Raw genomic sequence first — 308 nt, 5'->3', positions numbered from 1 at the left:
TCGGTGGCCAGGGTGTACAGGGTTGTGCGCCCATTCCGGTGAGCAGCTCAGGCTCCCCGTACAACAATCGCCCCAACTGGGCGCAGACCGTGCGTGGCGTGGCGATGGATGCCCGCGGCGACACCTTCATCAGCAACTCGATGCGCTCGCGGGGCAAGGCCAAGCGTGCATCCATGAAGGAGTGCAAGGAGTTCGGGAAAGGCGAATGTACGTTGGCGACCCTGTTCCAGGCGCAATGCGTGGCGGTCGCCCACGCGGGCCTGGGCACTGAAACCACCAGCGTTGCCACCGCCATGTCCGAACAGGGG

Annotated in this window: 1 protein-coding gene; it reads left to right on the top strand. The window is 65.3% G+C overall.

Annotated elements, in window-relative coordinates:
- Window positions 1–104: 104 nt before the first annotated feature.
- Window positions 105–308: DUF4189 domain-containing protein (locus EKC99_RS15760; protein ID WP_205597842.1), on the top strand; the 204-nt coding region annotated here is incomplete at its 3' end.

It is taken from the genome of Anoxybacillus sp. MB8 (assembly GCF_011006755.1).
Classification (GTDB): Bacteria; Bacillota; Bacilli; order Bacillales; family Anoxybacillaceae; genus Anoxybacillus; species Anoxybacillus gonensis.
The sequence above is the reverse complement of the archived record's forward strand: the minus strand, read 5'-3'. Positions and strand labels throughout refer to the sequence as shown.